Below are 23,360 nucleotides of genomic sequence, written 5' to 3'. Positions count from 1 at the left end.
AGAGGTGCTAATTTCATGAATACAAATAATCAGGTGTACCAATTTGATTTTGAAAATTTGATCAGCATTTTAAAAAGAAAAAGATGGCTGGTCATCGTCAGCGTCATTATCGCGCTGGCGCTGGGCGCGCTTTATATCTGGAAAACGAAACCTGCCTATCGTGCGCAGGCAACGATTGTTTTTGAGCAGCATCAGGGGCCAGTTTCCCTGATTAGCCCGTTTCAGACAACTTTACCGGCAACATTTATCACTAATCAGATTGAAGAAATCAAAAGCCGCGCCATGGCAGAGGAAGTAACGCGCAAACTGCCGCCGGGAATTTTAATGACTATTCCCCTGCCGGAAAAACGGGACAAACTGTTTGACCGAAACGAATATCTGGCATCGGAAATTCAGCGGCACATTTCAGCGACGCCGGTTCCCAATTCCGAAGTCATAAAAATTACGGCTGAAGCAAATTCTTCGATCGCGGCAAAAGTTATCGCCAATACCGTTGCCGATGTATTCCAGAAAAGGAATCTGCAAGTTCGCCGAGAGGAAACTTCTAATGTACGCCAGATCATCGAAGATCAATTAGCAATGTTCAAGAATCGCCTCGATAGCGCTGAAATTGCGCTAAAACAGTTCAAAGAAAGAAGCAACGTCACTGTCATTGACAAAGAAGCGGAAGAAATTTTTAAAAGAATCACTGAGGCGGAAATTTTATACAATAAAACAAAAGCGAATTTAGACGCAACGCAGAGGCGTTTCTCTTTCATCAAAACCAAATTGGCTCAGGAAAGAAAAGATTTGGTTCCGTCCATCACTGAAATTTCGAGCCCGTGGGCGAAGAAACTGAAAGAACAATTAGTTGATTTGCAATCGCAATACACCAAGCTGAAGTTGCAAAATTACGATGAAAATCATCCGAAAATACTGGATTTGAAGAGGCAAATTGAACAAACCAAGAAAAATCTAAAGGCCGAAAGCCTCAAAATCGCTTCCGGCGAAAATATAGTGGACCCGATCACGCAAATCCAGCGCTATCTGGAAGAGCTGGTTTCGCTGGAGGTGGAAATCCAAGCATATCAAGCGCAGGTGCACACGCTGCAGTCGGTGATCGCCTCCTACAAAAGGAACCTGAACACGATACCAGACAAGGAATTGCGGCTGGCGAAATTGTTACGCGACAAAGAGGTCAATGAAAAAATTTACACCATGCTGTTGAATAAGCGGGAAGAAGCGCGCATCGCTGAAGCTGAGAAAGTGGGTAATATTCGCATTCTGGATCCGGCGAAGACGCCGCGTTCGCCCTACAAGCCGCAGAAAAAACTGATCGCCTTTGTCGCGCTCGTTTTCGGCTTGACCTTTGGCATCGGCATGGCTTTTTTGCTGGAAGCTCTGGATACTACGCTCAAAACGCCGGAAGAGACCGAACGCGCTATCGGGCTGAAAGTTTTGGCGGAAATACCGGAAATCGAGCCGGACGCTGCACTTTCTCGGGATAAATATTACAAAGCAAAAGAACGGCGCAGTTCTTTCGAAATAGTTCGCCGCTTGATAACCTCGCAGGCACCGGAATCATTCGACGCTGACGCCTTTCGTGGTTTGACGGTAAACTTGCGGCTGGTGAACATGGATTCGCCGTTAAAAACCATTCTCATTACCAGTTCCATTCCCAAAGAAGGCAAGTCGCTCATCGCGGCAAATCTGAGTATTAACGCCGCGAACATGGGGATGAAAACGCTGCTGATCGACGCCGATGTCATGAGCCCGGTGCAGCATCAGATTTTCAAACAAAAAAAATCACCGGGGTTAATTAATTTGATTGCTGTGATTAAAACAAACATGGTTAACCAAACCAATCCGGAAATGGCGAAAACGTCACCGAATAATGGGAAACAAACAAAAGTCATCGATACTGTGGAAGATTTTGGTCCTTTCAACGAGCGGCTTGGCGCATTGGATTATATTTTTAGCCATAATTCTGAATTTATTAGAGCTCAAAACAAAAAAATTATTTCCAGCACCGGCATGCCGAATCTGGATTTGCTGTCGAGCGGATCATCGTCGTATCATTTCTCAGACTTTTTGGCATCGCGCATTCTGCGAAATATCTTTTTTGAACTGGAAAAACAATACGACGCGATTTTCATCGACACGGCTCCCATTTGCGTTTCCACAATCGCGAGGCTCATGAGTTCGGTCGCTGACGGCGTGCTTCTCATCGCCAGAGCAGGAAAAACGCCTCGCAAAGAAATCATTACCGCGCAAAAAACATTAGAGCGCGTTGACGCAAATGTGATCGGCGTGGTTCTGAACGACACCGAAAGAAATGAACAGTTTAGAAAATATCAACGATATTATCAAAAAGCCACCACCATTTAGTTCGCACCATATATCTTTTTTGACTTTCTGAGGTTTTTAGGGTATTTTTTGGCGAAGACGACGGGTTGAAGGGTAAAAAAATAGGAGAAAGCACCATGGGAGTTCTATTTTGGAAAAAAGGGAGAAGTGCATCCAGTCAAGATTTTTCCTGCACAGAAATAAATTATGTTCCAATCGAACAATTCAAACATCGACTGCTTCTGGAGCGCCGACGAGCCGAACGACTCAAAGCGACCTCTTCCATCATGATAGTTTCCATTTTAGATGGCAAAGCAGACGACTTGGTTCTGAGAGAAATCAAGATGAAAAATCTTGTCTCGCAGTTCTGCAAAAATCTGCGCGAAACCGACGCCGTCAGCCTGTTCAACAAGGAGCGCATTGTCATTTTGCTGCCGGAGACGGACCTCGAAGGCGCTCAATATGTCAATAAAATACTGCATCAGCAAATAAATCAATTCATCCAGGAGAATTCTGGCAGAAAAATATTTACACCCGATGAGTTCACCGTTGAAATCATTCCCTTCCCGGACAGTTCATTGGATGATGATATCGATGAGCGCAAAAACAGCGTCAAACTGCCAAATCAGGGGACGAATGATTATGTTTCCGGTTTGTTTTCAAAAAACAAATTTCATTATCAAAACAGTTTGCCAACTTTTATTAATGCCTGCGTCGGCCGCAACGACGGAAGCGCCCTCATCATGGAAATTGCCAATAGAAATTTCATTAATACAGATATTCTGGAAAAAACAATTTACGACCTTCAGTTGGGAATAAAACGGGTGTTCGATTTCCTTGCGGCTCTTCTGCTTCTGATTATTTTGGCGCCGGTTTTTGCCACAATTGCTCTCGTTATTAAATTGACGTCAGAAGGTCCGGTGATTTTCACGCAGAAAAGAGTCGGCTTCAACGGCAAACTTTTTAAATTTTACAAATTTCGTACAATGTACAACAATAACGACGAACACATTCATAAAAAATATATTCAAAATTTAATCAGCGGTAAGTACGATTCCATCAATAACGGCTCTAATGATGACCCGCTATTTAAACTGAAAAATGATCCGCGAATCACGGCGATAGGCCGCTTTTTGAGAAAAACCAGCCTCGACGAACTGCCTCAATTGTGGAATGTTCTGAAGGGCGAAATGAGTTTGATTGGTCCCAGACCGCCAATCCCCTACGAAGTTGAAGCCTACGAGCCGTGGCATTTACGCCGCGTGCAGGAAGTAAAACCGGGCATCACCGGATTATGGCAAGTATCGGGGAGAAACAAACTCACTTTCGACGATCAAGTCAGACTGGACATCAAGTACGTCAAATCCTGGTCATTTTTTCTTGATTTAAAAATTTTATTGAAAACCATTCCGGTATTGATCTTCTTTACTGGCAATTAATTGCTCAAGTGAACCACGCGCAAAATTGCGGAGGCTTATGAACAGGCACAATTCGATTGCGGATGATGTTAAACTCGGAAAAGATGTAAAAATCTACAATTTTGTCAATCTCTACGGCTGCCGAATCGGCGATGGCTCCAAAATCGGTACTTTTGTTGAAATTCAAAAAGGAGCAAAAATCGGCAAAAATTGCAAGATTTCCAGCCATACTTTCATTTGCGAAGGCGTGACTATTGAAGATAATGTTTTTGTCGGACACAATGTGACATTTATCAACGACATGTATCCCAGGGCCACAACTGCCGATGGTGAAATGCAGACCGAAGAAGATTGGGTTTGCATCCCGACTTTGGTCAAAAAAAGCGCATCTATTGGATCCAGTGCCACAATTTTGGCCGGCGTGACCATCGGTGAAAATGCCATCGTTGGTGCCGGAGCGGTGGTCACGAAAGATGTTCCGGCGGACACGATTGTTGTCGGGAATCCGGCGCGCGTTTTGCGCAAAACTAATGAATAGAACCGGCCTTAATTCGTCAAAATAGCGAAAAAACGAAAAATGACCAAGCCGGTCGTGAATCAGGCTAATTTTAAAAAATAGAAACGTTTTGGAAATAGTCAATCCATTTATCCATAAAAATTGGAATGAAAATATTTCTCAGCTTCCGGAAGCATCAATTTTTTTTACTCGCAACTGGGCTCAAGTGTTAGCCGAGTCGTACGGCTACGCTCCTGCCTTTTTTTTGTCTCGCGTCGGCGTCGGCCGGGAAATCGATTTTTTGCTTCCCGTGATGGAAGTGAGGAGCCGATTAACCGGCAGACGCGGAATCGCTCTCCCTTTTACTGATTTCTGCGCCCCTTTTGCTGTTGATCAAAAAACATTTAAAGGGGCGTTTCAGGAAATCATCGCTCACGGAAAAAATCGCGGATGGAAATTTCTGGAAATTCGCGGCGGGAAAAAGTTTCTCACTTCAGAACAGCCCTCTCTGACCTATTTCAATCATCGCCTTCATCTCAGCAGTGAAGAAGAGATGTACAAAAAATTCAGTCAGGGACACCGGCGCAATATCAAAAAAGCAAAAAAAAATAGTCTCGAGATTTGTTTTGAAAACTCGCTAACGAGCGTGGAAGAATTTTATCGGCTCAATTGCCTGACGCGGCGGAAACACGGTTTACCACCGCAGCCAAAAATGTTTTTTGAAAATTTTTATCAATTTTTGGTCGCCGAAAATCTGGCGACTATTGTTAGCGCCAGGAAAGAGAACAAAACTATTGCCGCCTCTGTTTTTTTGCATTTCAATGGAAAGGTAACCTACAAATACGGCGCATCGGATCCAAGATATCTAAATTTGCGCGCCAATCATCTGGTGATGTGGGAAGCGATCAAATATTTTGCCGAGCGCGGCTTTCGGACGTTTGGGTTTGGCAAGACGGAAAACACAAATCAGGGCTTGCGTCGTTTCAAATTGGGATTCGGCACTGAGGAAGAAGAAATAAGTTATTACAAATTTTCGTTTTCTCAAAATAAATTTATCGTGGAAGAAAATCCGGAATCTGGTTGGCACACCGTTGTTTTTCGCAAGTCGCCGCTGCCATTGTTAAAATTAATCGGAAAAATTTTATATCGCCATGTCGCATGATAACAACAAATTACTGCGTTCGATTTTTTACGCGGTGAAACCGTTAGTGCCGCGCACTCTGCAGATTTTTCTGCGCCGCAGATTAATCGCCGGGCAAAGCAAAAAATACAGCGCTATCTGGCCCATTTTACCGGGATCGGAAAAAAAACCGCCGAATTGGAAAGGCTGGCCTGATGGCAAGAAATTTGCTCTCATTCTCACGCATGATGTCGAGAGCGCAACTGGCGTTGAAAAATGCCTGCCCGTCACGGAATTAGAGGCAAAATTAGGTTTCCGCTCATCGTTTAATTTCGTGCCTGAGCGCTATTTCGTTCCCGAATTGCTGCGCAGGGATTTGACTCAAAAGGGATTCGAAGTCGGAGTTCACGGACTCAACCACGACGGGAAACTGTTCGCATCGCACAAAATTTTTTCTGAGCGCGCCAAAAAGATCAACCGTTACCTGCGTGAATGGAACGCTGTCGGCTTCCGCGCGCCTGCCATGCATCACCGGCTGGAATGGTTGCGCGAGCTGGACATCGAATACGATCTGTCCACTTTCGACACGGATCCATTTGAACCGCAGGCTGACGGCGTGGGGACAATTTTTCCATTTCTGCTTTCGTACAAAAATTCCGAAAAAACGATCGTGGAAATGCCCTACACGTTGGTGCAGGATTTCACGCTTTTCGTTCTGATGAAAAAAAATATTCACATTTGGACAGAAAAGTTACAATGGCTCGTCAAGAACGGCGGTATGGTACTTGTAAATGTTCATCCGGATTATATGAGTTTTTCCGACGGAAAAACTAGGTTTGACCAATATTCGGCGCAATTTTATGAAAATTTTTTGCAGTACGTGTCCGAGAAATACAGCGGCGAATTCTGGCACGGGCTGCCGCGAGAAACAGCGATTTGGTTAAAAGGAAATAGTTCGAAAATGTAGTCGCAGAGCGTTCAGAAAGTTTCAATAGGGAATGCTGACATTTTCATCTGTAAAATATTATCCAAAAAATTGTCCGCGAGGAATGTGAGTCGATGTCTGAAAATTACTATAGGAAATAACGATGGGAGAAAATGAGGCTCTCATACAATCCCGTCTATCTACTTCATTAGAGGATCCAAATTGGGATGATTTTCTACAAAATACTCGCAATGGTCACTATGAACAGACCAGTCTCTGGGCACGAATAAAATTAGTAGAAGGCTGGCATCCCATTAGGGTCATTTTTTTGAAGAACAAACAAATTATAGCTGGTTTTCAAATTTTGAAAAGGTGCAAATTCCCTTTTGGAAATATCGGCTATATTAGCAAAGGGCCGGTTGTTAAATCAAATGACGCTCAGTTAAAGAAATTAGTAATAGAAAGATTGCAAGAAATCACAAAAGAGAATCGGATAAGGATGCTTATCATACAACCTCCGGACAATAGTGCAGATTTATCATCGGTGCTCTTTAAATTGGGATTTTTGCCCAATTGTTTAATTGATTTGATTAATGCAACTGTTATTTTGGATGTTAGAAAAAATCTGGATGTACTCGAAAAATCTTTAAAAAGACAGAAGAGACAAAATATCCGAAGAGGATTGCGTTCGGGATTAACAATGAAGGAAGGTAACAAAAATGAATTGAGCCTTTTTTTCGAGTTTATGTTAGAAACTTGCAAAAGACAAGGCGTTTCGCCACATCCGGCAAAGAAAGAATCTTTAACTAAAATGTGGGAACTTTTATATCCAAGAGGTCTCTTAAAATTATTTATGGTAGAATTGTGTGGGGAGGAAATTTCAGGTATTTTGGCGATACCTTTTAGAGACTCTCTATTTCTTTGGAAGTTTGGTTGGTCAGGGAAATATGGAAAACTTAGACCAAATGACTTTCTCTTTTGGGAAACAATAAAATGGGCTAAAAATCATGGTTATAGTTACGTTAATTTTTTGGGTGTTGATTCAGAAGCTAAACAAGTACTTAAAGAATCAGGAAATGTTGCTGACCACTTCAGAAAAACATCAACGTTTTTTAAATTGGCGTTTGGCGGAGAATTGGTTTTCCTTCCCGAAGCTCGTGTTTACATATATAATCCTATTATAAAATGGGCATATAAAAATATATTGCCTATAATTAATTCTAATTCATGGCTCAGCAAAAAAATAACTAGCTGTCAACTGCAATAGTAAAAACATTAACAGGGAAACTTTATTTATGGATACATTAAACAAAAATATTTTCGCAACAAAACAATCACAAAGCTATTGCCAGTTATGCTATTTAGATAATGCAGCGAACCCAATATCAAGAAAAGAAATACTTCTTCAAAGACGAAAACAAGTTAATAGAAGTATTCGACGACGGTGGAAGGAATTACGTAATAGTTACGCTAAAAAAATTAGTTAATGTCAAAAAAAAAGAAGAGTTGGTCCCCATTCAAAAGCACAGTCCAAGTAAGAAATTACAACAGGGCGATTTAGTTAAAGTTCTGGCAGAAGAAGAAATCAGAATAACTTTGGACCAAAAAAACCAACTCAAAGGATGTGTTTTTATGGACGGCATGTGGGATTACTGCGGAACAACCCAACGAGTATTTAAGCGTGTAGAAAAATTCATGGATGAGCGTGATTACTTAATGAAAAAAAGCAATGGCATAGTATTGCTCGAAGGAGCAATTTGTAATGGTACCAAAGCGTTTGGCCCTTGTGACCGCTCTTGTTTCTTTTTCTGGAGAGAGGAGTGGTTGGAAAAGGTTGAGGAATAAATTTATACCGAATAAAATTTTTGAAACTTAAAAAATTTTAAAAAATGATCATTTTGAAAAAAAATAAGGAAGCGGTTGAAAATCGAAGTTGGTGAATCACTTTTGCAAAATAGTGTCTAAAAAATCGGGCGCTGGGAACGAGAACTTACTAAAGCTGCAAAAAGATATTCTTAATTGAAATTGACTACCAACAATAAAGTGAATGAATAAGGAGTGTGGATGATGAAAGTGCGGGCGGAAATCAGTCATTTTATTCAAACCGATTTACTGAACGGCAGCGATAACATTTTATTAAATGCGAACATTGAACTCATTGAAACCGGGATCGTTGATTCTCTGGGAATTATGAAATTACTTTCTTTTTTAGAAGAAAAATTTTCCATCCGCATCAGCGGTGAATATTTGATGCCGGAAAATTTTCAAACCATTGAAAAAATCAGTCAGTTAGTGGAAAAAGTGATGAGCACAACTGAGGTACTGGATGAATTTTGAGCTTTCCGAGCAGCAAAAATTGCTCAAGGAACAAATCACAAAATTTGCGCGCAACGAATTGGATGACAATTTTTCCCAGCGAGAACAGACTGGGGTGTTTTCCCTTTCGCTGTGGAAAAAATGCGCGGATTACGGCATTATCGGACTGGGCTTCCCCGAAGCCGATGGCGGGTCCGGCGCTGACGCGCTCACTTCCCTGTTGGCATTCGAAGCGCTCAGTTACGGCAGTCGCGACAGCGGGCTGGTGAAATCAATGATTACACAGGTGTGCAGCGGTTTGCAGCTTTTGCATTTTGCCGATGAAAAAACGAAGCGTAAATTTCTTCCTGATATCGTTCACGGAAAAAAAATCGCGGCGCAGGCAATCACTGAGAGCGACGCGGGCTCGGACGTAGCTGCCATGAAAACCAGCGCCCAAAAAAAAGGCGATCATTTTCTCCTCAATGGCACAAAAATGTACATCACCAACGGCCCCATTGCCGATGTTGTTTTTGTGATGGCGAAAACTGATGACAATACGCTTGCATTTGCCAATTTTAGCTGGCTGATTGTGGAACAGAATTTCCCGGGATTTTCCGCCGGAAAAAATATGGAAAAAATGGGATTGCGCACTTTGCTCAACAGCGAAGTTATTTTTGCAAATTGCCCGGTTCCGGAAACGAACATTGTTGGCAAAAGAGGACAGGGCATGTTTATTTTCAATGAAATCATGGAATGGGAACGATTGCTCATGTCTGCCAGTCACCTGGGAACCCTGGAAAGATTGCTGGAGAAAACCATTGAATATGCCAACACGCGACAGCAGTTCGGGAAAGCCATTTCAAATTATCAATCGGTCTCACAAAAAATCGTGCAAATGAAGATGAACGTGGAATTGGGCCGCCTGATGCTGTACAAAGCCGGCTGGCTGAAAAGCAATGGCAAACGGGCTGCGCTGGAAACGACAATCGCCAAACTTTTCATCAGCGAAACATTAAAACAAGCCGCCGTTGATGCCCTGCAGGTTCACGGCGCCTTTGGTTACATGAAAGAGAGCGAAATTGAACAGGATGTGCGCGACAGTTTTGCCGCGTCCATCATCTCCGGGACTTCGGAAATCCATGAAAATATTATTGCTCAATTATCCGGACTAAAAATTAAATGAACCGTTTTTTGTTACAGCATGATCTGAAAATGTCTGCTGAACGCTTCCCTGAAAAAACTGCTTTGAAAAAACAAAATTTTCAAATAAATTACCGCCAGTTGGATAAAATCACCGATAATCTGGCGGCGGCATTTTTGCGGGCAGGCGTTCGTCGCGGCGACAGAATCGCCATCGTCGGCAACCACTCCATCGAAGGAGTCAGCGGCATGTTGGCAACGCTCAAAAGTGACGCCGCTTTCGTCATGATCGATCCGGATAATTTGTGTCAGCGCGCCATTGACGTAATTGAAAATTGTGATCCGAAATTAGTGTTGTGCGAAAGTCAGCCAATCCAGGAGCACAAATCATTTTTTTCTCAACTTCCGACAGCACGAAAAATCTGGACTTTTGAATTTATTAAAGAGTTAAAAATTCGCGATTTTGACAGGGAGAAACAAGAATTTACTCCGTTAAATTTATCGCCGGGGAACAAGCCGGCAAGCCAGAACATCGACGCTGATCTGGCGAGTATCGTTTACACTTCCGGCTCCACCGGCACGCCGAAGGGAGTCATGATTTCCCACCGCAACATCATCGACTACGTCAACTGGGCAGTGGACGCGTTTCAGTTGAGCAGCGAAGAAATTATTCTCAACACAGCGCCTTTTCATTTTGACATGTCCACTTTCGATATTTTTGTCACGCTGCGGCTCGGCGCCACGCTGATTATTTCCGACCGCAATCAGCGGCTTTTTCCCGGGAAACTTGTGGAATTGATTGAAAAAGAGAAAGTCACGCTCTGGAAAGGCATCTCCTCCCTGCTCATGTACATGGCTCAATCCGGCGTACTGAAATCTGGCACAATGAAATCGCTGCGACAGGTGCTTTTCGGCGGCGAGGCGCTGGCGCCAAAATTTCTCGTCCAATGGATGAACGCATTTCCGGAAAAACGTTTTTTCAACGTTTACGGGCCCACAGAGGCGACGGGCGTTTCCTGCTTTCATCCAATTGAAAAAATTCCCGATTCGCGCGAGCCATTGCCCATCGGGAAAGCCTGTTCAAACACTGAAATAATCATTTTGAATGAGGCAAATCAGGAGTCAAATACCAGCGAAATCGGTGAAATTTGCATTCGCGGCGCTGGCGTGGCTTGCGGCTACTGGCGGGATGCGGAAGCCACGACAAATTCCTTTGTGCAAAACCCCAAAACGAAGTTGCCGAACGATGTAATTTTTCGCAGCGGCGATTTCGGTTACCGCACCGCAGACGGAATGATTGTACTTATTGGTAGGAAAGATTTGCAAGTTAAATACATGGGCTACCGCATTGATCTGGGAGAAATCGAGAACGCCATTTTGGGACACCCATCTGCGAAAGACGCTGCCGCGGCGCTCACTGAGGTGCCCGGACTGGGAGTAAATGAATTAGGCGCCTTGATTGCAAAGAAGAACGAACTCAGCGGCGAAGAAATCGTTGAATTTTTACAGGAAAAATTACCGCTTTACATGATGCCCAAAAAAGTTCTGTTTGTGACTGCAATCCCCCGCAACAATCGCGGAAAAATCGATCGCATCGCAGTGCAAAATCTTTTGAACGAATCGCTTTAGAAAAGAGAGACAAAAATGGGGCAATTGAATTCTTTAAAGAGATACTTTTTTGAATCCAAGCTAACAAAAACGCTTTCCGATTACCTCCGTGCCATCTGGACAAAAATCAATGAGCGAGCCCTCAACATTCAGAGCGTCGATCCGGATTTGAATCTGCGCCAATTCGCTCACAAAGGCAGCCGCGAAAAAACCGACGGAAAAGCGGTCTCACGAAATCGCGACATTGGCGATTACGAAAGCCCCGATTATTGGTATTTGCGCAAAATCGCGCGTTTGATCAGAAAAGAAGTTTCTTCCGATGACGTTTTTGTGGACATCGGTTCCGGCAAAGGACGCATTTTGTGCCTCATGGCGCAATTACCGTTTAAAAAAGTAATTGGCATTGAAATCCGACCCGACTTGTGCGAAGTAGCGCGCAGCAATGCTGAAAGATCCAGAGGGAAAAAGTGCCCCATCGAAATCGTATGTGGCGATGCTTCAGTCATGGATTATTCTGAGGGGACTTATTTCTTCATGTTCAATCCTTTCGGCGAAAAGACCATGTCTGACGTTCTGCTTTCCATTAAAAATTCTCTCAAATCTCATCCCCGACAAATTCGACTGATTTATTACAACGCTGTGCACGAATCTTTGTTTGAAAAAAGTGAATGGCTTGTTCACTATCACCATTTTTTCACAGCGACAGACAGAAAAGTCAGCTTTTGGCGCAATACAGCACTGCCGAATTGAGTACATCCGAAAAAGTTGAAAAAACCATGCCGGACAAAGAGACGATAAAAAAATATCTGACAATGGTCAGAGAGTTGAAGCAGGATTATCAATTTTATGATTTTCACACTCATCCGTTTGAGTTTTTTTTCGGCGATTTGAAATATCAGCATCAGCCGGGGAATAGCACTATTTTTTGCCGGTCTGGCAAATCATTTTCGCCTCCGAAGATTCGTGAAATTGATCGGGAAAATCATTTTGCTCAGGCATTGCGTTCCATGAAAAATCTGCGCAGTGATTTCTTTCGTCTGCCTTTGGAAAAGCAATACCAATGTACCGGGAGCGGCGTTTTTCGGACATTTTCCAAACTAAGCGGCGTGGAAAACCTGGCGCTGCTGCCAGTCGCTGCGACAAAAAACGATTTGCAGCGGCAAATGGATTTGATGAAAAGATTTTTTGGAAATGAAACAAATTTCATTTTCGGCGGAAACGTCCCCAACGATATGGCGAACGAAGAAATTACTTCCTATTTGAAAAAACTTGTGCAAAATTACCACATTCAAATTGTCAAAAGTCATCCCAATGTGAGCGGGATAGATTTGCGCTCTCCGGCTGGTATCGCGCGGCTGGAAGCAATTTTGGACGGCTGCAATCAGCTTCGGCTACCGCTTATGGTTCACGGCGGCGGGAATCTGATTTTGAAAGAAAAAGGACTAGACTCGCTGGCAAGGATTGAAAACCTGGCAAAGATAAACTGGAACCTGACACGATCTACCCACAGTGATCATCGCTCATGCGGCAGCGTACGATTTGAGTGTTACTGAAGTAAAAAATGACGTTTTCCCGAAATTGAAAATCTTGCTCCGTCGATTCGATAACTTGATGATCGATCTCTCAGGGCTGGAGACGGAAATTATCTCCGCAGCCATCGCCAATTTCGGACTGGAACGCATCATTTTCGGATCAGACGCGTTGTATCATGAACAGTGGAAAGCGGTGGCAATGTTTTTGCAATGTATTGAAAAATCGGCCTTAAGTCCGGAAAAAAGTTTCATTCAAATCGCCCATCAAAATCCCAAAAGATACGCGCTGCGGGGAGAAGACGATGTCAGATTTACGGATCAAGATTTGCCAGTTGCTTGAAAATATCAAGTCCGGAGATTTTTCATCTTTGTGCAAAAGTGTCAGGGAGTCTCTTTTCTGGTGTTCCGAAATAGTCGTTTGCGCCAAAAATTTAAACAATGTTAATTCTTTCAGTAACAATATATTAAACCATGATTTCAAACTGGCAGATTTACCAAATTCTGACCGGGAAAATAACAATTTTCAATTCTCTTGCAAAATCAGGAAACTGAAAGCGAAGCAATATTTCGCCAAAGGTTACAGTTGTTTTGCGGCGGTGAACGGCTCGCAAATCATCGCCGATGTCTGGTATTTGATACCGAAAAAAGGGAACCGACAAATCAAACACGAACATTTCCCTTGGTTCGGATTTCAAATTGAAAACAATGATGCCTACATGTTTGACATGTACATCACAGACCAATCGCGCGGCGGCGGATTGGTCAATGCATTGCTGAATTTTTCATTTTCGCAACTAAAAAATTACGGCTATCGACGCGTTTACGGCACCTATCGCAAGGACAATCTGCCGGCGCTGTGGATGCATCGCACTGCGGGTTACGAGGAACTTTTTCAAGTAAAGGTCTATCGTTTGCTCTTTTTCCGCTGGTCAAAAAAAATAGGAAATTAACTTTAATGGACAAACTCAAATGGGCGATTCCGATTCGGAAAAATATTCGATTGAAATAATAGGTGAAAAAGATTTTCAACTCTGGGATGATTTTGTTAAAGAGCATGCTTTCGGTTGGATAACCCACTCGAGCGCGTGGAAAGATTGCGTGGAAAAAAGTTTTCCTCACGTCGAAGGTCACCTTTTTGCGCTGAAGAAAAATGATAAAATCGTCGCCGGATTGTCGATTTTCACAGTGAAAAGTTGGCTGCTGGGAAATCGACTCATCAGCGTTCCTTTTGCGACCATCTGTGACCCACTAATTTCTGACGCGAAAGAAGCCGAATTGCTCTTAGCACAGGCGATCAAACTTGCCGAGACACAGAGAATGGAAAACATTCAAATCCGCTCCCTGGAAACAGGGGCAATTTTAAACAAAATCGAGATTCCCGCCGCTATTGATGACAGTTTTAAGCAACATTATCTTTTTTTGGACAAGAGTCCCGATGAATTAAAATTGAGTTTCAACAAGCGAAATGTGAGGAAACGGATTCGTCAGGCAGGCGAAAAAGGACTCGCTGCCAGAATTGCGAGCGACAAATCAGATGTGGAAGAATTTTACCACATTTATTTGAAAACAAAAAAACGACTGGGACTGCCGCCGCTTCCATTGAAATTTCTGTTCAACTTGTGGGACAAATTTGCAGCGAACGGGAATTTGTATCTCATTTTGGTTGAATTGGAAAACCGCGTTTTAGGGGGTATCTTATTTTTCAAATACAAAGACCGTGTGAACGCGGAAATAATTGCGTACGAGCAAATGTACCGCGATCTCTATTTGAGTCAATTTTTGTACTGGCAGGCAATCCTTTTCGCCAGGGAACACAATTGCCGCATTTTCGATTTTGGCAGAACTTCTGTTTTCAACGAGGGATTGATGAATTACAAAAATCACTGGGGCACAGAAATCAGGGATTTGCCTACTTATTATTTTTCATTGTCGGGCAAGCCGGAAGCCGAAACGCGGGAAAGTTCTACCATGTACAATTTAGTTCGCGCGATTGGGAGACGACTACCGACTCCGTTATTTCAATTGTACGGAAATTTCTTTTATCACCACTCGGCTTGAAATCAATATTCCAGCGCCAAAAAAAAAGAAACTGCCGGAAGCGGAATTGGTGAAATAGACTTTCAAACGCATTTTTCGGCATTTGCCGGCCAATATTTTGGGAAAAATTACAGATATTTATTCAAAAATAGCTTACTGAAAAAATGAAAAAACAAAAAACTTGCATGGTCTTCATTGGAAAATATCCGCACGACGTTCGCGTGCGTCGCGAAGCAGAAGCGCTGCACGCTGCCGGCTATCAGGTTGATGCCGTTTGTCTGCAATACCCGGAACAGCCGCAGACGGAAACAGTGAACGGCGTGAACGTTCACCGGCTGAAAATTCGCCGGCAGCGGGAGAGCAAACTCGGTTATTTGAAGACCTATTTTCTGTTCACGATTTTAGCCCTGGTGAAAATTCTTCATCTGCACCGGCAGGAACACTTTTCGGTGATTCACGCTCACAATGTGCCGGACATTCTCGTCTTCAGCGCACTGGGAGCGAAAATATTCGGCGCGAAAATCGTTCTGGACATGCACGAAATCATGCCGGAATTTTTTCAGCGAAAATACGCTGTTCGGGACTTTGGCGTGATTATTGGAGTGTTGAAATTTCTGGAAAGATTAATGATCCGTTTCACCGACCATGTCATTGTGGCGACGCCCTTTCTGAAAAAAATTGTAGAAAATCGCTCTGCTCCGCGCGGTAAAGTGACGACAATTTTGAATTTGACTGATCCTAAATATTTCAACAGCAAAAGAGTTGTCATTAAAAAAATGCCACGTCCGTTTAAATTAATTTATCCTGGCACTTTCAGCCACATCCACGGCGTGGATCTGGCAATTCGCGCCGTAAAAAAACTTATTGACGGAGCCGATGTGCCGGTGGAATTGCATCTTTACGGCACCGGCGACGAGGAAGAGAATTTGCAACAGATGATCAGACATTTGCAATTAGAAAAAAACGTCTATCTGCAAAAAGAAGTCCGCATCGATGAAATCGCGGATATATTGCAAGAAATGGACTGCGGTCTGGTGCCCAAACGCGACGGCGTTTTCATCGGTGAAGCCATCAGCACAAAAATGTTCGATTTTGCAGCAGTGGGTTTGCCCACCATCTGCTCGCGCACCAGCGGCGATTCGCTTTATTTCGATGATTCCAGGGTTCTGTTTTTTGAGCCGGAAGACGTTGACGAATTGGCGGCGTGCATCAAGAAATTGTACGAAGATTATCCGCTTCGGCTTTCACTGGCGAAAAACATTTCCGCCCTGTTCCAGAGAATGAATTGGACAACGGAACAAAAAAAATTAGTAAAAATTTATTCCCAGCTCACGGAGAAAAAATAATCATGGCGCAAACTAATATCCGCTATAAAATTTTCACTGATTTGCAAAAATTGGATGACATTGAATCTTTCTGGAAAAAAAATCAGATTCATCCCTATCATGATTTTCAATATTATCAGTTGTGCGCATCCGTGGAAAAAGATTTCATCTCGCCCTATATGGTGGCAATTTATAAAAATGATGTAATTGAGGCACTGCTCGTCGGGACAATTCGAAATAAGAAAATCAGTTACCGTTTTGGCTACAAAAAAATATTTTCCCATCAGGTGCCAACGCTCGCTGTGGCCTATCGCGGCTATTTCGGAAATCTTTCAGACGAAATCATTGAAACAATGCTCCGCGCACTGAATCGGGGCATGAAAGACAAAATGTTCGATCAAATCGCTTTTGATCATTTGAATCGCGAAAGCCGCTTTTTTCACGCCGTACAGCGCTTCTCCCCTATCTGGCGCCGCGATTGGACGCCGTACAAAAATCCGCACTGGTATGCGCAAATTCCTGATTCCTACGACGAATTTTATCAAAAACTATCAAAAAACACCAAAGGAACTGTGCGGCAGTACAGAAACAGGCTCGTGCGCGAGTTTGGCGATAAAATCGATTTCCGCGTTTATTCCCAAAAATCCGAAGTAAAAGCGGCGATGGATGACATCGAATCGGTGGCGCAACTCACTTATCATCGCCGCTTGGGCGCCGGATTTATGAACGATGAAGAAACGGGAATCAAATGGGCGCACTGGGCGGAACGCAAAAATTTGCAGATGGCGGTTTTGTATCTGGAAAACAAGCCGGCAGCTTTCTGGAATTGGATCATTTATCGCGGTTCGTGTTTGTCCGTGAATACCGGTTATCGTCCTGAACTGGCATATTATCACGCCGGATTTTATGTGATGATGGAAATGATCCGCCGCTTTTGCGAAATGCCAGACTGCAAGACGCTGGACTTCGGTTTCGGCGATGCCCAGTACAAACGAAAATTAGGCGATGAAAAAATCACGGAAACGAGTATTTCCCTGTTCGCGCCGAATTTTAGCGGGTTTAAATTACAGCTTTTGAAAAATTCCACGGACAATTCTTCCCAGCAACTAAAACTCTTGTTGGAAAAGATGGCGCTGGATCAAAAGATTAAGCGTCTGTGGAGAAAAAAATTAGTACAAAAAAAAGATTAGGTTTCGACAAGTGAAAAGATGTAGTCCACCTCCAAGGCGGACTACATCTGACGAACAAACTTAGAGGAAAAATTTTTGAACAATCGCTTCAGACTAAATATTTTCAAAGGATCAGCCGCCGCGTCCATCGGTACGACTTCGCAGATGGTGCTCTATTTTCTCACCATCATGCTGCTAACGCGATTTTTGCCAAAATCGGATTTTGGAATCTATGTGCTGATTATTGCCATTGCCAATATCACCAACGTGCTGACCGGATTGGGATTGAATCTGACGCTGGTCAAATACGTCGCCAGCGAGAAAAAATCAGAACGCGATTTTGTGGTGTTGCCCGTGTTGACCACGCGCATCATCATTTTGCTGGTTGTCGCAATTCTGTTTTTCTTTTTTCGCAGTTTCATCTCTCATCTTTTCAAGGTAAATGTCGACGAATTCATTCAGTTCGTTCCTATTATTTTCATTTTAGGCAGTTTCCGCGATTTATTTTTTAATTTGCTACAAGGGCTCAATTTATTCCGCAGGTACGCCCAAGTGCAGATAGCATCTTCTTCCATCAGATTTGGCAGCATCGGCGCGGCGTATTTGCTGCACAAATTAAATTTGCCCAATTTGATCTATCTGGAGATGTTCATTATCGGTTCCACGATGCTGCTGCAAATTCTGTCGGTTCCGCTGAAAATGATCAGTTTCAAATTTCCGGATTGGAACTATTATCGGAAAATCATCAGCTTCAGTTTCCCGCTGTATTTGAACAATATTTGTAACTTCGTGGTGGAGCGCGCCAACGTCATGCTCATCGGCGCATTTCTGACACCGGTCAGCATCGCTTATTACGATGTCGCCGGAAAATTCCCCACCGCTTTCAAAAGAATTTTCAACTCGTTCATCGTCGTCTTTTTCCCGAACATTTCCAATCTCTTCTCGCGCGGCGAGAACGAAGAAGCGGAAAAATTGATGAACCAATATTTGATTCTCTTCTCCACAGCGCTGAGCGCTTTGATTTTTGCCGGATTCTTATTCAGGAACGAAGTCATTACCCTTGTTTTTTCTCCGAAATATCAGGCCTCGGCTTTAGCGTTTGCCATGATGCTAATTCCTTTCTACATTCGCGCGATGACAAGTATTGTGGGTCATTCTCTTGTTGCCGCCGGTCATCCCTCGATACCGGTTAAAGCGAATTCAGTTTCCAGCGTCGTAGGTCTGGGCTTCAGTTTCGTGGCCATTCCCAAATTCGATTTTATGGGCGCCGTCTATTCAGTCATTTTCATGAGTCTGGTTTCGTTGACGATTCACTATTATTTTGCCTTTCGTGTGAATGTGAAACCTTATGTGTTAAAATTCGTGGCACCTTTTCTGCTGGCGTTGGTTTTGAGCGGACTGTTTGTGCTATTGCAGAATAGTTTTATTGGGATAAGAATCATTGCTCTGATCGCGTACTTTGCCATTTGTTATTTGATTATTCCTCAGTTCAGAGATTTTCTCAGAATATTCAAAGAATTTGCCAAGAGCTTTTTGCCAGGCAATGCAAGAATTTAACTGATTTAAAAATTTTATTGGAGAAAATGAAAATAATGTCTCGCACGAGGGATTTAAAAATACTCATGCTCGACGGACTTGTCGGCAGCGAATATGCGGAACTTTTGAGCGCCGGCTTGCACGCGGCAGGCGTCGATGTGCGACTGGTTGTGCCGGAAAACAGGCCTATTTATGCCGCACGCGATTTTCCGGTTTTGAAATGGTCGCCTTCGAAAGACCCAAAAGTCAAACGGATCAGAAAAGTAACACAGTACTTGAAATATTTAGCGAACATTTTCAAATATGTCAATGACGAAAAAATTGATGTTATTCATTATCAGTTTTTTCGGCGCAAGAGCGAACTGCTGTTTTTCCTGCTGCTTCGCGCTCTCGGGAAAAAGGTCATCTTGACGGCGCACAATGTGCTGCCGCACGAATATCATTGGAGCAATTTCTATTATCAAAGAACGCTTTTCCATTCAGCGTCGGGCATCATTGCGCACAGCGACTTTATTAAAAATAAAATTTTCAAGCAGTTGCATATCTCCCCACAACGCATCGTTGTAATTCCTCACGGCAGTTACGAGCAATTCGGACAATACAATTCCATCAGCCAAGTAGCGGCGAGAAAAAAATTGGGTTTGCAAAAAAAAGACCAGGTGTTATTATTTTTCGGCTACATTAAGCCGTACAAAGGATTGGATCTGTTGCTGGACGCTTTCGATCTGGCCAAAGACGAGATGCCGGATTTGAAACTGATCATCGCTGGTGGTGTGGAGTCAAGTGAATTGAAAAAATATTATCAAGACAAAATTGATCGCATGAACGTCGGGAGTAAAATTCTTCCGGCGATGGAATACATTCCCGCTCCGGACGTAGCAGGTTATTTCATGGCAGCGGATATTGTCGCTCTCCCCTATCGTCACATTTACCACAGCGGTGTGGTGCACACGGCTTTTGCCTTTGGCAGGCCAATCATTGCCACGGACGTCGGCGATTTCCGCGAGGTTGCTGAAAACGGCGCCTGTGGATTTATTTCTGAAAAAAATACGGCAGAGAGTTTCGCGACTGAGGTGATCCGCGCTTTTTCCGATCAGGGTAAACTAAAAAAGATGGGAAATTTCTGCCGGGAATTGAGTCAGACAAAATACAACTGGGACAGCATCGCGCAAAAGACGAAAGAATTTTATTTAACTGTGATAAATTACAATGAGACCGGAAACTCAAAATAAACTTGTTGAAAAGACTGAATTGATCACGCCGGAAGCACCGCCTTTTTTTCGTTTTCTGGCGAACTTCTCCTTTGCGGTATTCATGTTTTTCACATTTTTCAACACGCAAATGCCGTTCCAGCAGCGCGTGTACGATGTCGCCAGTATCGGAACAACCAACATCGTCAATCAGATCGTTTACACGTTGCTGTTTTTCACTGCCTTCATTTCTCTGCTTCCGAAAAAAGAAGGCATTGTGCTGTTCATTCAACGCGAGATTTTTCTCACACTTTTTCTCATCTGGTGTACATTGAGTATTTTTTGGTCGGACTACAGCTTCATTGCTTTCAAGCGATTGTTTCAATTCTACACCATGGGGCTGATTTTTCTTGCTGTATTTTTGTACAACGGGACAGTGGAAAAGCTGTTGATTTATTTCAAAATAATTCTTTCAGCATTTTTATTGATTTCTTTTGTGTCGGTTTTCACAGTTCCCGGCGCAATCGATCCCTCTGCCGGAACCTGGCGCGGTCTGGCGTTATCGAAAAATTTGCTCGGTCAAAATGCATCGATTGCCATAATTTTCTGGTTCAATATGATGAAACGAGGATCGTTTTTATCGAAAAGTTTTTCCTTTTTCATGCTCATCATCAGCATTGTCTTGCTAATCGGTTCCATGAGCATGACTTCGATCATGGTGCTGCTAATGATTGTTTCGCTGGCAATTTTGTTCAGTTTTGAAAAAGCGCTCTTTTACCGCCTCGGTGTGAAAAATACTTATTCAATTTTATTGATCGCGTCTGCGATTATTGTGCTGGGGACGACCTATGTCGCGGCACCGGAAATTGTGGCTGCGTTGCCCCAAACTGTGGGGAAGGATGCCACCTTTACGGGCCGAACAGATTTATGGAAGGACATTTACCGAGAGGCACAATCCCATTTTTTCATTGGCTGCGGCTTCAAGAGTTTCTGGGGAATTAGTAATCCCAACCTTTTTTACCTTTACCAAAAATATATCTGGCTGCCCAATCAGGCGCACAACGGTTTTTTGGACATGTTCAATGAATTGGGCGCCATCGGTATTTTGCTGTTTTTTCTGGTCATTGTTTTTTATTTCAAAAATATTACGCTTCTTAACCGCAGCCACTTCTGGAGATGGCTTTTCGTGGCCGGGCTGATCATAAATTTGCAGGAGACAACATTTTTCAGCGTCAAACACCCTTCCGGAGTGCTGTTGATTTTTGCCTATTTCGCCCTGTACGCGGAATTGCTGAAACAGGAAGCCAACAGTTCTGCGGTATCACAACAAGCTAAAATTTAAAGAAGAATATGTCAGAAAATGACAAAAAACCTGTTGTATTGCACCTCACTTACGAGCTGCGGCGCAGAAAAAAAGAGGAAGTTACCAGCGCTGTGAGGAATCTCATTGCGCAGAGTGAATATTTTTCAACGCCATACGTCGTGAGCTTGTTGAGAGTACCGACATTTCGCGAGCGGGGAATTCGCAAAAAGGAGCCGAATACGCTCGAAGTCAACTCTTTCGGCTTGCCGTTTGGCATTTTGCTGCACTATCATCTCAAATGCGCGCACAAACTGATTCAAAAAGCAAAAAACGAATTGAATATTGCAGCGCTTCCTATTGAAGTGATTCATGCACACAAATTGACATTTGAGGGCGTTATCGGCTACGAAATTGCAAAAAAACGCAACATTCCCCTGATCCTCACTATTCGCCAGACCGATTTCGGAGTGCTGAAACACAAAAAGTTTTATCGCCCAATGTATCGAGAAATCGTAGAATACAGCTCTGCAATTATTTATCTAGTACCTTACGTGATAAAAGCTTTTCGAAAGTATTGGGATGAGGACTTTTTTGAGAATCACATTAAAAACAAACTTGTCTTTTTGCCCAATATTGTAGATAAAGAAATCCATCCCCCGGAAACAGATTTTGAGCAAGGATCGCTGTTGACCATTGTGCGTATGACAAAAGAATCTGTCCGGCGGAAAAAATTGAAAAATTTGTTGCAGGCATTAAAAAACATTGCGGACAAATCTTTCAAATTGAAAATAATTGGCGATGGACCATATTTGAAAAAAGTGAAACAGTGGGTACAAACATTTGAACTGCCTGGACAGGTCGAATTTCTTGGCAAAGTTGACAACAAACTGATCGACTCTTATTACCGAAAGGCGCAAGCATTTGTTTTGCCCAGCAAAAGCGAAAGTTTCGGCATGGTGTACGCGGAATCGCTGTTGAATGGAACGCCGATTTTGTACGCCAAAAACACAGGATTCGATGGGCTTTTTGAAGGAGTCGGTGTTGCTGTCGATCCTTTTGACATTCAATCGATTCAATCTGGTCTGGCAAAAATAATCAAAGAAAATGAATACCTTCGAAATCAAATCAGAAACCTCCAACGGGAAGGAGCGTTTGAAATCTTTCACCCGGAAAAAGTGCGGGAACAATATCGGAAAATAATAAATCAAATCATATCTGGTGGCTAAAATGCAAAAGCGAAAACTGACAGGCCAATGCAGAAATAGCAGTTTGTGCATGCCAAGCGAAAATATCGATGTGGTGCTGTTTAATGAACGCGGAAAAGTGGTAGCAAAAACGCGCACAGACAAAAAAGGACACTGGAAAATAGAGACGAGTCTGGCGTCCGGGAAGATTTCCTTCTCCGGGGATGGCTTCGTGCCAAAAGTCATCGACATTTCCGAAGCAAGTGAAATCATCCGTCTATTAGAAAATGATTTGATTGGCTATAGCGACAAACTCTGGTATCAGCCTGGTGAAATCGTTCATTTTTACGTGCATTCGCCCGGAGAATTTTCTGCTGAGTTGGTGAGATATGGCAAACTCCGAAAAGCCATTAAAAATTTAGGGACTTTTCCGACAACAACACAGCAAGCGCCCGACGGTTTTTTTGTGGAGGCAGGTCCCAAATGGCGGGAGTCTTTTCAATTTGTCATTCCGCGCGACATAGAACCGGGGCTTTACGGCATTCTTTTGCAGCCGCGAGACAAAGCTTTTTCTCCTTATCACGCGACCATTCTCATCTCCACTTCGCCGAAAAATTACGGCAAAAAATCGAAATTGCTTGTATTAGCGAGCACCACCACGTGGCAAACTTACAATGTCTGGGGAGGCCGCAGCCGTTACCGTAACTTTGAAAATTACAAAAGATTTTTTCTGAAAAGCTGGATTCATCTTTTT

Annotated in this window: 22 protein-coding genes; all 22 read left to right on the top strand. The window is 43.2% G+C overall.

The features are described 5' to 3' along the window. Positions 1 to 15 precede the first annotated feature (15 nt). Positions 16 to 2,367, top strand: coding sequence for an AAA family ATPase (locus GXO74_06595; protein NOZ61333.1), 2,352 nt, complete (start codon positions 16 to 18; stop codon positions 2,365 to 2,367). A 302-nt stretch (positions 2,368 to 2,669) separates the two neighbouring features. Next, positions 2,670 to 3,764 carry a sugar transferase gene (locus tag GXO74_06590; GenBank protein NOZ61332.1) on the top strand — a complete coding sequence of 365 codons (1,095 nt, stop codon included), beginning with the start codon at positions 2,670 to 2,672 and terminating at the stop codon, positions 3,762 to 3,764. A gap of 37 nt (positions 3,765 to 3,801) precedes the next feature. Further along, the gene (locus GXO74_06585) at positions 3,802 to 4,281 is read left to right on the top strand and encodes an N-acetyltransferase (GenBank protein NOZ61331.1); all 480 of its coding nucleotides are present in this window, start codon (positions 3,802 to 3,804) and stop codon (positions 4,279 to 4,281) included. Positions 4,282 to 4,465: 184 nt separating this feature from the next. Further along, a complete protein-coding gene (locus GXO74_06580) occupies positions 4,466 to 5,401 on the top strand; it encodes a peptidoglycan bridge formation glycyltransferase FemA/FemB family protein (GenBank protein NOZ61330.1) in 936 nt (311 codons plus the stop codon). After that, positions 5,391 to 6,326 carry a hypothetical protein gene (locus GXO74_06575; GenBank protein ID NOZ61329.1) on the top strand — a complete coding sequence of 312 codons (936 nt, stop codon included), beginning with the start codon at positions 5,391 to 5,393 and terminating at the stop codon, positions 6,324 to 6,326. The genes GXO74_06580 and GXO74_06575 overlap by 11 nt, the downstream gene beginning before the upstream one ends. A 121-nt stretch (positions 6,327 to 6,447) precedes the next feature. Beyond that, positions 6,448 to 7,551 carry a peptidoglycan bridge formation glycyltransferase FemA/FemB family protein gene (locus tag GXO74_06570; protein ID NOZ61328.1) on the top strand — a complete coding sequence of 368 codons (1,104 nt, stop codon included), beginning with the start codon at positions 6,448 to 6,450 and terminating at the stop codon, positions 7,549 to 7,551. 101 nt (positions 7,552 to 7,652) lie between these two features. Next, positions 7,653 to 8,129: a hypothetical protein gene (locus GXO74_06565; GenBank protein NOZ61327.1), complete on the top strand. Its 477-nt coding sequence runs from the start codon at positions 7,653 to 7,655 to the stop codon at positions 8,127 to 8,129. A gap of 219 nt (positions 8,130 to 8,348) precedes the next feature. Next, entirely contained in the window at positions 8,349 to 8,621 is a 273-nt protein-coding gene (locus GXO74_06560; protein ID NOZ61326.1) for an acyl carrier protein, read from the top strand. Continuing rightward, positions 8,611 to 9,765 (top strand): acyl-CoA/acyl-ACP dehydrogenase, encoded by a 1,155-nt coding sequence (locus GXO74_06555; GenBank protein NOZ61325.1) that lies wholly within the window; start codon positions 8,611 to 8,613, stop codon positions 9,763 to 9,765. Before GXO74_06560 ends, GXO74_06555 begins: the two co-directional genes overlap by 11 nt. Further along, a complete protein-coding gene (locus GXO74_06550; protein ID NOZ61324.1) occupies positions 9,762 to 11,351 on the top strand; it encodes an amino acid adenylation domain-containing protein in 1,590 nt (529 codons plus the stop codon). Before GXO74_06555 ends, GXO74_06550 begins: the two co-directional genes overlap by 4 nt. Before the next feature lie 15 nt (positions 11,352 to 11,366). Beyond that, complete coding sequence (locus GXO74_06545) at positions 11,367 to 12,080, top strand: class I SAM-dependent methyltransferase (GenBank protein ID NOZ61323.1); 714 nt, start codon at positions 11,367 to 11,369, stop codon at positions 12,078 to 12,080. Further along, positions 11,999 to 12,883: a hypothetical protein gene (locus GXO74_06540; protein NOZ61322.1), complete on the top strand. Its 885-nt coding sequence runs from the start codon at positions 11,999 to 12,001 to the stop codon at positions 12,881 to 12,883. Before GXO74_06545 ends, GXO74_06540 begins: the two co-directional genes overlap by 82 nt. Beyond that, complete coding sequence (locus GXO74_06535; protein ID NOZ61321.1) at positions 12,870 to 13,202, top strand: amidohydrolase family protein; 333 nt, start codon at positions 12,870 to 12,872, stop codon at positions 13,200 to 13,202. The genes GXO74_06540 and GXO74_06535 overlap by 14 nt, the downstream gene beginning before the upstream one ends. After that, entirely contained in the window at positions 13,165 to 13,812 is a 648-nt protein-coding gene (locus GXO74_06530; GenBank protein ID NOZ61320.1) for a hypothetical protein, read from the top strand. Before GXO74_06535 ends, GXO74_06530 begins: the two co-directional genes overlap by 38 nt. A gap of 19 nt (positions 13,813 to 13,831) precedes the next feature. Then, positions 13,832 to 14,920, top strand: a complete 1,089-nt coding sequence (locus GXO74_06525; protein NOZ61319.1) for a GNAT family N-acetyltransferase — start codon at positions 13,832 to 13,834, stop codon at positions 14,918 to 14,920. Between the two features lie 143 nt (positions 14,921 to 15,063). Next, entirely contained in the window at positions 15,064 to 16,245 is a 1,182-nt protein-coding gene (locus GXO74_06520) for a glycosyltransferase family 4 protein (GenBank protein NOZ61318.1), read from the top strand. A gap of 2 nt (positions 16,246 to 16,247) precedes the next feature. Further along, the gene (locus tag GXO74_06515; GenBank protein NOZ61317.1) at positions 16,248 to 17,414 is read left to right on the top strand and encodes a GNAT family N-acetyltransferase; all 1,167 of its coding nucleotides are present in this window, start codon (positions 16,248 to 16,250) and stop codon (positions 17,412 to 17,414) included. A gap of 75 nt (positions 17,415 to 17,489) precedes the next feature. After that, entirely contained in the window at positions 17,490 to 18,950 is a 1,461-nt protein-coding gene (locus GXO74_06510) for an oligosaccharide flippase family protein (GenBank protein ID NOZ61316.1), read from the top strand. A gap of 26 nt (positions 18,951 to 18,976) precedes the next feature. Then, the gene (locus tag GXO74_06505) at positions 18,977 to 20,161 is read left to right on the top strand and encodes a glycosyltransferase family 4 protein (GenBank protein NOZ61315.1); all 1,185 of its coding nucleotides are present in this window, start codon (positions 18,977 to 18,979) and stop codon (positions 20,159 to 20,161) included. After that, a complete protein-coding gene (locus tag GXO74_06500; protein NOZ61314.1) occupies positions 20,139 to 21,461 on the top strand; it encodes an O-antigen ligase family protein in 1,323 nt (440 codons plus the stop codon). Before GXO74_06505 ends, GXO74_06500 begins: the two co-directional genes overlap by 23 nt. A gap of 8 nt (positions 21,462 to 21,469) precedes the next feature. Further along, positions 21,470 to 22,648, top strand: coding sequence for a glycosyltransferase family 4 protein (locus tag GXO74_06495; GenBank protein NOZ61313.1), 1,179 nt, complete (start codon positions 21,470 to 21,472; stop codon positions 22,646 to 22,648). Position 22,649: 1 nt separating this feature from the next. Continuing rightward, the coding region (locus tag GXO74_06490; protein ID NOZ61312.1) for a hypothetical protein at positions 22,650 to 23,360 on the top strand (711 nt) is incomplete at its 3' end.

This window comes from Calditrichota bacterium (assembly GCA_013152715.1).
In the GTDB taxonomy this organism is placed as follows: domain Bacteria; phylum Zhuqueibacterota; class Zhuqueibacteria; order Thermofontimicrobiales; family Thermofontimicrobiaceae; genus 4484-87.
The sequence above is the reverse complement of the archived record's forward strand: the minus strand, read 5'-3'. Positions and strand labels throughout refer to the sequence as shown.

Bases quoted from the DNA above. Each gene is read 5' to 3' on its own strand.
- GXO74_06595 (NOZ61333.1), top strand. From the start codon at position 16: ATGAATACAAATAATCAGGTGTACCAATTTGATTTTGAAAATTTGATC.
- GXO74_06590 (NOZ61332.1), top strand. From the start codon at position 2,670: ATGAAAAATCTTGTCTCGCAGTTCTGCAAAAATCTGCGCGAAACCGAC.
- GXO74_06585 (NOZ61331.1), top strand. From the start codon at position 3,802: ATGAACAGGCACAATTCGATTGCGGATGATGTTAAACTCGGAAAAGAT.
- GXO74_06575 (NOZ61329.1), top strand. From the start codon at position 5,391: ATGTCGCATGATAACAACAAATTACTGCGTTCGATTTTTTACGCGGTG.
- GXO74_06570 (NOZ61328.1), top strand. From the start codon at position 6,448: ATGGGAGAAAATGAGGCTCTCATACAATCCCGTCTATCTACTTCATTA.
- GXO74_06565 (NOZ61327.1), top strand. From the start codon at position 7,653: ATGCAGCGAACCCAATATCAAGAAAAGAAATACTTCTTCAAAGACGAA.
- GXO74_06560 (NOZ61326.1), top strand. From the start codon at position 8,349: ATGATGAAAGTGCGGGCGGAAATCAGTCATTTTATTCAAACCGATTTA.
- GXO74_06555 (NOZ61325.1), top strand. From the start codon at position 8,611: ATGAATTTTGAGCTTTCCGAGCAGCAAAAATTGCTCAAGGAACAAATC.
- GXO74_06550 (NOZ61324.1), top strand. From the start codon at position 9,762: ATGAACCGTTTTTTGTTACAGCATGATCTGAAAATGTCTGCTGAACGC.
- GXO74_06545 (NOZ61323.1), top strand. From the start codon at position 11,367: ATGGGGCAATTGAATTCTTTAAAGAGATACTTTTTTGAATCCAAGCTA.
- GXO74_06540 (NOZ61322.1), top strand. From the start codon at position 11,999: ATGGCTTGTTCACTATCACCATTTTTTCACAGCGACAGACAGAAAAGT.
- GXO74_06530 (NOZ61320.1), top strand. From the start codon at position 13,165: ATGTCAGATTTACGGATCAAGATTTGCCAGTTGCTTGAAAATATCAAG.
- GXO74_06525 (NOZ61319.1), top strand. From the start codon at position 13,832: ATGGGCGATTCCGATTCGGAAAAATATTCGATTGAAATAATAGGTGAA.
- GXO74_06520 (NOZ61318.1), top strand. From the start codon at position 15,064: ATGAAAAAACAAAAAACTTGCATGGTCTTCATTGGAAAATATCCGCAC.
- GXO74_06515 (NOZ61317.1), top strand. From the start codon at position 16,248: ATGGCGCAAACTAATATCCGCTATAAAATTTTCACTGATTTGCAAAAA.
- GXO74_06505 (NOZ61315.1), top strand. From the start codon at position 18,977: ATGAAAATAATGTCTCGCACGAGGGATTTAAAAATACTCATGCTCGAC.
- GXO74_06500 (NOZ61314.1), top strand. From the start codon at position 20,139: ATGAGACCGGAAACTCAAAATAAACTTGTTGAAAAGACTGAATTGATC.
- GXO74_06495 (NOZ61313.1), top strand. From the start codon at position 21,470: ATGTCAGAAAATGACAAAAAACCTGTTGTATTGCACCTCACTTACGAG.